The following is a 5,183-nucleotide window of genomic DNA, read 5'->3' as shown; positions in this document are numbered from 1 at the left end:
GAGGGCATAGCGTGGATGGTACGCTAAACAACGCTAAGGGCGAACAATCAGCGAACGCTTATGCGACGCGGCTATCCGGCGGGAGATTGAGGGCCTTGCGGCCAGCGGAAGCGGCTGCGCGATCCCAGAGGAAATCGCCGGAGAAGGCAATATGCTCCCAACCCACGGGGGACGTATGGGCGAGCAGATAATCAGGCACCGCGACCGAGGTTGATCGTAGATGCTGGGCGGCAGCATCCATGTAGATCGTGTTCCAGTAGACGATCGCGGCGATGACTAGATTGAGGCCGGATGCCCGATATTGTTGCGCCTCATGGCTGCGGTCGATGATCCGGCCTTGGCGGAAGGTGTAGATTGCCTGCGTCAGGGCATGGCGTTGTTCGCTGTTGTTGAGACCAGCATGGCATCGCTGGCGCAGATCGGGATTTTCCAGCCAGTCCAGCATGAACAGGGTTCGCTCGATCTTGCCGATTTCCTGTAGCGCGACGTCGAGTTGGTTCTGCCGTTCGTACGCGGCGAGCTTTCGCAGCATGACCGATGGCGCGACATGGCCGGCCTTGATCGAGCCGACGAGGCGCAGCACGTCATCCCATTGTTCAGCGATGATGTCGGTGCGGATACGCTTGCCCATTAGCGGGGCGATGGCCGGATAGGCCTTAACCGGCGCGATCGGCGCGAGGCGCCGGTCTGGAAAGTCGCGCAGGCGCGGGCAGAAGCGAAATCCCAGCATCGCGCACAGGGCGAAGACATGATCGGTCGCCCCGCCAGTGTCGGTGTAATGCTCGACGATTTTCAGATCGGTGCCGTGGCTGGTGAGGCCGTCGAGAACATAGGGTGCCTCATGCGTCGCGGCAGAGATCACGTTGACGTGGTAAGGCGCACGCTGGTCGGAAACATGAGTGTAGAAGCTGAAGCCATGATCGACGCCATAGCGGGCGTTGATATCGCCGCCCGATGCACCGCGCTTCGCGCCCCTGAAGAACTGGCCATCGGAACTGGACGTTGTGCCGTCGCCCCATACGCGCGAGAATGGCAGGCGGTGATGCGCGTTGATGAGCACGGCCAGCGCCGCGCAGTAGCTGTCGTCGCGGATATAGGCGTCATGGGTCCACAGGAGCTGGTCGCGCGTCACGCCCTGGCTCGCGGCAGCCATGCGCGACAGGCCGAGATTGGTGGCATCCGCAAGGATGGTGGCGAGCAGCGCGTTTTCGTTGGGGCACGCTTCGCCGGTGCGCAGGTTCGTGAATGCAGCAAGAAAGCCGGTTTCCTGCGCCACTTCATGCAGCAGCTCGGTGATGCGGATGCGGGGCATCATCGCATCGAGCCGGTCAGCCAGCGCTTCGGCATCGGGCATCGCGATCGTGCGAACCGGGGATATCTGGAGGCGGCCGTCGCGGAACCGCACACCCTCCAGAGCGTCGCGCTTCAGGCGCTGGGCAAATTTCTTCAGTCGCCAGTCCAGTTCGCGGCCCCGTTGTTCGAGCCATTCGCTGGCTGTGGGTGGCAGACCAAGAGCCGACACGATTGGCTTCGCCTTCGGTTCGCTGAGCAGGTAGCTGTCGAACTGGCGGTATCCCGCCGATCGCTCCACCCAGACATCCCCCGAACGCAACTTGTTGCGCAGATGCGCGATCGTTGCGATTTCCCAGAGCCGCCGGTTGATCTTGCCGTTATCGCCAACGACGATTTTTCGCCATTCTTTACGGAAGGGCATCGGAGCGTCGGTAGGAAGATCGCGTTTGCCCGACCTGTTGAGGTCGCGCAGCATTTCGATGGCAGCGATCGTTTTCGCACTGCCCTTTCCGGCCCTGAACTGGAGCGTCTCAAGCAGGTCGGGGGCGAACTTGCGTAACGTCGCATAGCGGTCGGCCGCGACCGTCAGCGGATCGAGGTTGGCGGTTTCCGCGATGCTCGCCACTTCCGGCCTCGCCTTCATCAGGGTGTTCCACCCGACCGATGCGTCCAGGACCTCAATTGGATCTTCGCCAGTATCGACCGCATCGGTCAGCGCATCGATCGTTCTGCGAAAGATCAGCATCAGCCGCGCCACGTTCTTCGATGTGGCGGCATAGCTACGCGCCTGGGCATTCTTCGCGCGGGTGAAGATGCTGCCGATCAGCTTGTCCGCCATCTCCAGAGCGCTGTCGGTCAGCTGCTCTTCAAGATCGAGCAGGAAGGCAACCAGCGTGGCGCGCCGCCGGGAGGGAACGTATCGCTCGATCATATAGGCAGGCGATGCACGGCCTTCCCGGACATATTGCCGGAAGCGGTCCGCGTGGATGCGGCCAGCCACGTCCGGGGAGATGCCGATCTTCCGCACTTGCCGCAGGCGGTCGAGAATCTGGCGGATATGATCGGGCCTTGCCGCGATGGGAATGGTCTTGAGCGAAGCGAGCTGGCTCATGCCCCCGGCGTCGTCAAAGAGCTGGTCGAGGGCGTGGACCTGTTCAGCGCTGAGATCGTCGATCAGGGCATAGGCGGCTTGCTTGCGGGCACGCGCGCGCCCCGCGCTGCTGGCACGCTCGATGGTGGAGATGGACGGCAGCAGAATCCGGGCCTCACGAAGGGCGGTGACAACACCGGTCGCTATCGTCATCCCCTTGTCGGTCGCCCATGCCGTTTTCGTGGCCGCTTCGATCATGAACGGAATATCGGCACGCGTCGGCCCTCGCAGTCCCAAGCGCGCGGCTAGCTCGCGAGCATGGTCCGTCATGGTCTGGTCCCTCGCCGCATAGTCAGCCAGATCCGTGACGCGCAGGCCAAGCTGTTCTGCGACGAAGGCGGCGAGATCATGGGGCATCGCTCCCCTGTTCTGTATCAACTGCGCCAGTGTGATGCCCGGGTGGCGCAAGAGCGCGAGTTGCAGCGCGACGCCCAACTGGTTCCGTCGTTCCCGTCGCGCGCCGATGATCTCGATGTCCGCAGGCTCGAAGGTGTAGAGCCGAGCCAAGTGGTCGCGATCGGTCGGGATGGCAAGGATCTGATTGCGCTCGCTCTCGGTCAGGAGTTGATGCTTGCGCTTCGTCATGCCGATTCCCGTCCACAAAAGGTCAACTGCGCCTATGGACAGCCATGAGTAAAGAGACATAGTATGTGGACGGCTATGGGCGGGGTGAAGCGGTCGCCCTTCAGAGCGTCCACAGAACGACCGTTTGGGAGACACGATAGATGGGCGGCATTCTGGGCTACGCCCGCGTCAGCACCGGCGATCAGGATGTGGCGGGCCAGACCATGCGACTGGAGAATGCCGGCGCCATCAAGGTGTTCACCGATGTAATATCGGGAAAAAGCATGGAGCGGCCTGGACTGGCCGAACTGATCGCCTATGCCCGCAAGGGTGACACGCTCGCCGTGGTCCGCCTCGATCGGCTTGGGCGTTCGCTGACTGAACTGCTCGCCACAGTCGAAACTTTGCGCAGCCAAGGCATCGCCCTCCTGAGTCTTGAGGAAAAAATCGACACCTCGTCGGCCGCCGGCGAACTCATCTTCCATGTGTTCGGAGCTATCGCCCATTTCGAGCGGCGGCTAATCTCTGAGCGGACCCGCGATGGGATCGCCGCTGCACGCGCCAAGGGCAAGCAGCCTGGCCGTCAGCCGCTCGACATGTCCAAGGTGGATGCGGCCATCAAACTGGTCGAAGCCCGTATCTCGCCGACAGAGGCAGCACGGCAACTCGGCATCGGCAGATCCACCATCTATCGCGAAATGCGCCGCCTTGGCGTGGAAAGGCCTGCCTGAATGTCCAGATTGAAATCTGCTCACGATCTGTCCGGGCTGATGAAATATGCGGATCGTGCTCCGTGGGACGAGGCGATGGATGAAATGCTGTCCGCGCATCTCGGTCCGGCATGTGAAGCGACCGGCCTCGAACCCGACGCCATATTCGAGATCATCGGTGATCATTGGCAAGGGCCGCTATGGGGCTGCGCCTTTGAAGATCTGCTGACACAGGAACTGGAACCTGACGGTCGCAATCTGGTCGATGACTATCTCAAGCGCCGAGGCTGGAACGAGAAGGCGCCGAACAAGGCCTATATGCGCGCGCTGCGGGATACGATGATGTCGCTCTATGAGGTTAGCGAGGTCGTCCCCGGTCAGTCGATGACCTTGCGTGATCTGTTGCGGGATGTTGCGCCAGTCACGGTCCGCGAACACGGCGCGACACAGACCCTCGTCAACTGGGACAAGATCGCTGCACGGGTTGTCGATGTGAACGGTCGCCATGGCATCTCGGGCGCGCTGTTGCCGTTCAGCGCTGATGGCGCCCTACAACTGATCGACGCGTTTGGCCGGCTTGCGGACGATGCAAAGGACACCTCCGAACTAAACCAGACCGACCGGGATGCTATTTTACGGGCATCAGGCCCGATGTTCACGAACATGTGGCTGCTCGATTGTCTGGGCAAAGCCATGCCTGGCACCATGCCGGATATGGTCAACGCCGATGGCGATGATCTTGTGTTCCACCGCATCGTCTTCCCCCTGGCCAAGGGCGTGATCGGCAAGAGCGTGGTTCGCAGGCTGAACGCGGCACAATGGCTGGAGCCTGCCAGCGACACATTCTGGAACTGGCTGGTGCCGGTGACGAAGGAGAGAAAACCACGAACGGCCAAAGGCGGGCAGGCTTTTGTGACGACCATGGAGGACGGCACACCCGTCTTCGCCAATGTCGAGTTGGCGGGACGCAAACTGATCGTTGAGGTCAATAGTGCCGCCCGTGCGGAGAAAGCGATTGCGCAAATGGGCGAATGGCTTGGTGATTGCGTGAGCACACCTATGACCGAAATCCGGACTCTGGCCCAGTTCATGGCTGATGACGCCGCCCGCGCTCCGCAGGAAGAGCCGCTCGATATCCCGCCGGACGAAATGGAGCGCATCGTTCATGATATGCTGACACGCGAATATACCAAAACGCTTGATGAAGCGGTGCCTGCCCTTGGCAACAAGACGCCGCGCGCTCTGGCCCGCACGAAGGCTGGCCGGGCGAAAGTGGCCGACTGGCTCAAATATATAGAGAATGGCGCAGCAAAATCCGGGGTCGGCGAGCCAATGGCTACCTATGATTTTACGTGGATGTGGCAAGAGCTGGGCATCATCGGCCTCCGCAGGTGATGCCCTTGCACGCCGTTCCGGTATTGTTCGTCCTTAGCGTTGCTTGGCGTACCTCCCACGCTATGCCCTCT

At 61.6% G+C, this 5,183-nt stretch carries 3 protein-coding genes; 2 read left to right on the top strand and 1 reads right to left on the bottom strand.

The window, feature by feature from the left end; all coding sequences use genetic code 11:
- Window positions 1-58: 58 nt before the first annotated feature.
- Window positions 59-3,028, bottom strand: coding sequence for a Tn3 family transposase (locus AC58EF_RS28055; RefSeq protein WP_007015734.1), 2,970 nt, complete (start codon window positions 3,026-3,028; stop codon window positions 59-61).
- A gap of 140 nt (window positions 3,029-3,168) precedes the next feature.
- Between AC58EF_RS28055 and AC58EF_RS28050 the strand changes: the two genes are divergently transcribed.
- Window positions 3,169-3,738 carry a recombinase family protein gene (locus tag AC58EF_RS28050; protein ID WP_007015735.1) on the top strand — a complete coding sequence of 190 codons (570 nt, stop codon included), beginning with the start codon at window positions 3,169-3,171 and terminating at the stop codon, window positions 3,736-3,738.
- Window positions 3,739-5,112 carry a DUF7986 domain-containing protein gene (locus AC58EF_RS28045; RefSeq protein ID WP_007015736.1) on the top strand — a complete coding sequence of 458 codons (1,374 nt, stop codon included), beginning with the start codon at window positions 3,739-3,741 and terminating at the stop codon, window positions 5,110-5,112. It begins immediately after the preceding gene.
- The last annotated feature ends 71 nt before the right edge of the window (window positions 5,113-5,183 follow it).

This window comes from Sphingobium sp. WR1, from assembly GCF_059693745.1.
The sequence above is the reverse complement of the archived record's forward strand: the minus strand, read 5'-3'. Positions and strand labels throughout refer to the sequence as shown.

What these genes read in the sequence shown, in the direction of transcription:
- AC58EF_RS28055 (WP_007015734.1), bottom strand. Translation starts at nt 3,028, where the DNA reads ATGACGAAGCGCAAGCATCAACTCCTGACCGAGAGCGAGCGCAATCAG.
- AC58EF_RS28050 (WP_007015735.1), top strand. Translation starts at nt 3,169, where the DNA reads ATGGGCGGCATTCTGGGCTACGCCCGCGTCAGCACCGGCGATCAGGAT.
- AC58EF_RS28045 (WP_007015736.1), top strand. Translation starts at nt 3,739, where the DNA reads ATGTCCAGATTGAAATCTGCTCACGATCTGTCCGGGCTGATGAAATAT.